General features: G+C 66.6%; 6 protein-coding genes. 2 read left to right on the top strand and 4 right to left on the bottom strand.

Features of this window, described 5'->3' with window-relative positions; translation table 11 throughout:
- The first annotated feature begins 147 nt into the window (after positions 1 to 147).
- The gene (locus tag VJT49_RS07720) at positions 148 to 1,059 is read left to right on the top strand and encodes a MalY/PatB family protein (RefSeq protein ID WP_324164027.1); all 912 of its coding nucleotides are present in this window, start codon (positions 148 to 150) and stop codon (positions 1,057 to 1,059) included.
- On the opposite strand, the gene VJT49_RS07715 is transcribed toward VJT49_RS07720, so the two are convergent.
- A complete protein-coding gene (locus VJT49_RS07715) occupies positions 1,050 to 1,571 on the bottom strand; it encodes a hypothetical protein (protein ID WP_324164026.1) in 522 nt (173 codons plus the stop codon). The two genes, VJT49_RS07720 and VJT49_RS07715, sit on opposite strands and share 10 nt — an antisense overlap.
- Positions 1,572 to 1,660: 89 nt before the next feature.
- Positions 1,661 to 3,148 (bottom strand): IS66 family transposase, encoded by a 1,488-nt coding sequence (tnpC, locus tag VJT49_RS07710; RefSeq protein ID WP_324164025.1) that lies wholly within the window; start codon positions 3,146 to 3,148, stop codon positions 1,661 to 1,663.
- A gap of 102 nt (positions 3,149 to 3,250) precedes the next feature.
- Between tnpC and VJT49_RS07705 the strand changes: the two genes are divergently transcribed.
- Entirely contained in the window at positions 3,251 to 3,586 is a 336-nt protein-coding gene (locus tag VJT49_RS07705; RefSeq protein WP_324164024.1) for a hypothetical protein, read from the top strand.
- Between the two features lie 4 nt (positions 3,587 to 3,590).
- Here the strand turns inward: VJT49_RS07705 and VJT49_RS07700 are convergent, their stop codons facing one another.
- Both VJT49_RS07700 and VJT49_RS07695 read right to left on the bottom strand, forming a co-directional pair.
- On the bottom strand, positions 3,591 to 3,980 hold the full coding sequence (locus VJT49_RS07700) for a hypothetical protein (RefSeq protein ID WP_324164023.1): 390 nt from the start codon (positions 3,978 to 3,980) through the stop codon (positions 3,591 to 3,593).
- Positions 3,970 to 4,293, bottom strand: a complete 324-nt coding sequence (locus VJT49_RS07695) for an MFS transporter (RefSeq protein ID WP_324164022.1) — start codon at positions 4,291 to 4,293, stop codon at positions 3,970 to 3,972. The genes VJT49_RS07700 and VJT49_RS07695 overlap by 11 nt, the downstream gene beginning before the upstream one ends.
- Between the last annotated feature and the right edge of the window lie 185 nt (positions 4,294 to 4,478).

Here is a 4,478-nt window from a genome sequence, read left to right as displayed (position 1 = left end):
GCAAGACCCGTCGCGAGGCCATCCGCTGCCTCAAGCGCTACATCGCGCGGGAGATCTACTACTTGATCACCGATCCGGCACCCACGTCGAGCGGCCAATCAGAACCCGCCGCCGCTTGACATCCATAGGGGCATCTACGGCTGGAACGTGCAGCAGGCCGACGTCCAGCTCCTGCCGGACATCCTGCGAGCGCTCCACATCGCCGTCGAGCACTTCTCCCGGCCCGGTGCGCCGGTCATCGTGCCGACCCCCGCGTACCCGCCGTTCCTGCGGGTACCGGGGCTGCTCGGCCGGCCAGTCGTCGAGATGGCGCTGGTGTCGTCCGACCTCGGCTACACCTACGACCTGGACCTGCTCGGTCACCTGCTCGCCGGCGGCGGGCGCCTGCTCCTGCTGTGCAACCCGCACAACCCGACCGGCCGAGTGTTCGACGCGATCGAACTGGCCGCCATCAGCGAGGTGGTCGAGCGTCACGACGGGCGCGTGTTCGCCGACGAGGTACACGCGCCCATCGTCTACCGGGGTCACCGGCACGTTCCCTACGCGTCGGTGTCACCGGCGGCCGCGGCGCACACCCTGACCGCGACTTCGGCGTCGAAGGGATGGAACCTGCCCGGCCTGAAATGCGCCCAGGTGGTGCTCAGTAACGACGCCGACCGGGGCAGGTGGTGGTCGCTCAACCGGCTGGCCACCGACGGGACGTCGACACTCGGGGCGATCGCCGCGACGGCAGCCTATCGGCACGGACGCTCGTGGCTGCACGCGTTGCTTGGTCACCTGGACAGGAACCGCAGGCTGCTGGGCGACCTGCTGAGCGCGTCGGCGATCCGCTACACCCCACCGGACGGGACCTACCTCGGCTGGCTGGACTGCCGGAAGCTGGCGCTCGGCGACGTCACGCCAGGCCGGTACTTCGCCCAGCACGCCGAGGTGTCGACCCTTGACGGCGCCGAGTGCGGGGAAGGCGGAACCGGCCACGTTCGCCTGAATTTCGCCACCTCGCGATCGATTCTGACCACTATCGCCGCTCGGCTGGCAGCGGCTCAAGATCAGCTCTGACGCTGCTCGAACCCGAGCAAGCCCTGGATCCCGAGCAGTGGTAGCGCCGCGATCATCGCGACGACGGCCGAACCGAGCACCACGGACTTCGCTGCGCCCAAGGGGCCGAGTTCCGGCGTCAGCAAGGAGACCGCGCTGCCGCCGGCGAAGGCGCCGAGCGGCACGACTCCGTAGATGAGGGTGCGATAGGTGGCGTGCATGGCCGTCTGCTCCGCTGCACCCACGCGGGCCTGCCTGACCGATACGGAATTGATGACGTAAAGTGTCTGAAAGAACCCGGCGCACATCCCGGACGCGGCGAGCACGACGCTTGCCGGGAGCGCCGGAGTCGCCGCGACGCCGAGAATGAATACGGGTTCGGCGAATGCTGCGGTCGTCATCGCCCTGCCGACTCCGAAGCGACGTGTGATTTTCGGCGCGAAAACCGCTCCAGCAATAGCACCCGGCGCAGCTATCGACAGGACGGCCCCGTAGCTGCCCGCCGACATGCCGAGCCCTTCGTAGGTAAACATTCAGCGGTCGGCGTGGTTGCTGGTGATGGGCATGGCGGGGTGGCCGACCGGGTGTGTGCTGGTCGGCTGTTGTTTGATGGGTGTGGGTTTCAGGCGGGGACCGGGTCGGGTGGCATCCAGGGTTTGCCGGTGAGGGCGTCGCGGAGGACGTTGATGGCTCCGGCTCCGTGTTTGACGGCGGTGGAGATGTAGCCGCGGATGGTGTAGCGGTCCTGGGTGCGTTTGTCGCTGGTGAGTCGGCCGGAGATGTTCTGTTGAAGTTTGGCTGGGCGCAGGTCGCGTTCGGCCTGGTTGGAGGTGGGCGGGACGCGGAGGTCGTCGGCGAAGCGCAGCACGTCGGCGGTTCGGTCGCGCAAAACTTCCAGCAGGAGACGGGTTTTGCGTTCGCCGGGACGGCTGCCGTGGTTGGTCGTGTCGGACAACCCGACCAGCACGCCATCACGGAATCGTTGTGTCAGTTCTGTTTTGACCTGCTCGTCGATGGCGGTGCGGCCGTCGCGGCGGGCGCGGTTGGCTTCGTGGATCAGCCCGCGCAGCGCGTCGGCGATCTGGGCGGGCCACTGGGCGTCGGGGTAGACCTCGCCGGCTCCGGCGAGGTCGCGCAGCAGGTGCTGGGTGCAGAGCTGGTGGATGAACTCGCCGAGTTCGGCGGAGTCGTAGTTCTGGTAGCGGTCGTGCACGATGACGGTGTCGGTGCCGGCGATCTCGGCCAGCACGGACGCTTTGAAGGTGTCGAGGTCGCGGTCGCCGAGCAGGTAGTGGGTGTAGAGGTCGGTGCACGCGACCAGCAGGTATTTCTCGGCTTTCTTGCGGCCTGGTTTCGGTGTGCGCGGCCCGACCCGCAGCGGGGTCTCCTCGCAGCACACCGCGTAGGCGAGCGTGATCAGGGCGCGGATGCGCTTGTCGACCTCACCCAGCAGTCCCGCGACCCGGGCAAGCATCCCGTGCACGAATCCCGGGCTCGGTTTCGCGCCGGTCAGCGCCTCCAGCAACGCCACGCACCGGTGCGTCGGAAGGTGCTGGACCACCATCAGATACACCGCGAACGCCTGCAGATTCGGGCCGTAGCCCACCTTGCCGGGCCGTGCCCCCTCCGGGCGGGTGGCGGTGTGGGTGCGGCCGCACCCACAGGTCACGGTGTGCATGTCGTACTGGGTGACCTTCACGCTGACTTCGGGGATCTCGTGCTGCTGGTAGCTGTCGACGATCCCCCGGTCTACCGCGTCCGCGAGGTCGGCGCCACACCCGCACGCGCCCTCGGGATACCGGTCCTCGCGTGCGTCGGGACGTACCCGGAACTCCAGATGCGTGCCCGCCGCACCGGGCTGCTTGCCACGTTTGCGGCCCTGACCACCGGGTTTCGCCGAGGGCGGTGGCGGTGTCTTGCCGGGGGCATCGTCACCGGAGGGCGGCATCGAGGAATTCTTGCTGTTACGCGAATACAGATGCTCGAGCCCGGCGAGTTTCGCGGTCAACATCTCGTTCGCCGCCGCTAGTTCCTCGATCCGCGTGGCCTGCTCGACGATCACCGCGACCAACGCGACCATCGGGTAGCGGGTCACCAGCGGCGCGAGCACCCGGTGATCAAACCACGCTCACACCCACACCCGAAAACCAATGCCCACAACGCAACCCGATACCGCCCCGGACCATGGGGCAGCCGCCGTTATCGTGCTGTCATGACCGAACCCGACGCCACGGCCATGATCGGCGCGCTCACCGACCCCGACGCGCTGGTGGTGTTCGCCGCCATCGTGGTCGCCACATCAGACACATGCCACCTGGCCGAGATGGGTTACTCCCACGGTGGCGGAATCAGCTGGGTCACACCATTTGGCCTGCAGAAAAGGACCGCACTATCACGCGAGGCCATCGACCGTGCCGCAGCAACACTGGAACAAGCAGGCATGCTCCTCGCCCAACCCGACCATCAACACGGCTACACAAGCTGGCGACCCAACAAACCAGCCCTCACCACCGCCGCGTCACACACCGAAAACCCGCCAAACGGCTGAATGTTTACCTTCGTAGGCCAATATCGGAAGAACGGTCAGATATACCGATCCGCCGAGGTTCGCCACCAGGGTCCCCACCGCGCAACGACGGAGTACCGGCGTCCTTCCAGATCACCCGGAACCCGAGGCTCAAGCGCGACCCGAGCGGTTCGCTGCTGCTCTTGCGCCCGCCACACGGCTTCATCATCCGCAGAGACCCCGCTGAGCACAGAAAGCTGGCGGCATCCACGATCAACGCTGCGATGCCCAATACCTGGAAAGCCATGCCCGCGACAGCCGGGCCGATCAGCTTGGCGACGGTCTGGCTCGTTTCCAACCGGGAATTCGCGCGGACCAGGTCGGGAGTGTCGACCACGGCAGGGACGACGGCCAGGTACCCGACATTAAAGAACACGGTGCCTACACTGACGACTACCACACAGTAGCAGCAGTGGCATGGTGAGCCATCCACACCAATAGGCCACGGGAATGACGGCCAGGGTCACCACCCGAGCCAGGTCGCACGCGATCATCAACCACCGGCGACCCCAGCGGTCGATCACCGCACCGGCCACCAGCCCGAGTACCGGGTAGGCGATGTACTGCGCGGTGGTCGTGAGTCCGACATCGAAGGCCGATGCCGACATGGTGAACACCATCATCGTCGGAACGACCAGTACCGTGATCCGGTCCCCGATCATGCTCACCGACTGGCCGAACCAGAGCAAGTTGAACTCACGCCCAGCAGACGGCGAGTTCTGGACCCTTTCCCGTAGCTGTTCAGCTGGTTGGTGGTCGGTGTCGGTGCTTTGGGGCGGGTTTGAGATGATCTTGGTGTGGCGGGTTCAGGGGCGTTGGAGGCGATGGTCGAGCAGTTGCTCGCACGCGTCCGTGAGCTGGAAGCCGCGTTGGA

This window comes from Amycolatopsis sp., from assembly GCF_035276945.1.
GTDB lineage: Bacteria > Actinomycetota > Actinomycetes > Mycobacteriales > Pseudonocardiaceae > Amycolatopsis_E.
The sequence above is the reverse complement of the archived record's forward strand: the minus strand, read 5'-3'. Positions and strand labels throughout refer to the sequence as shown.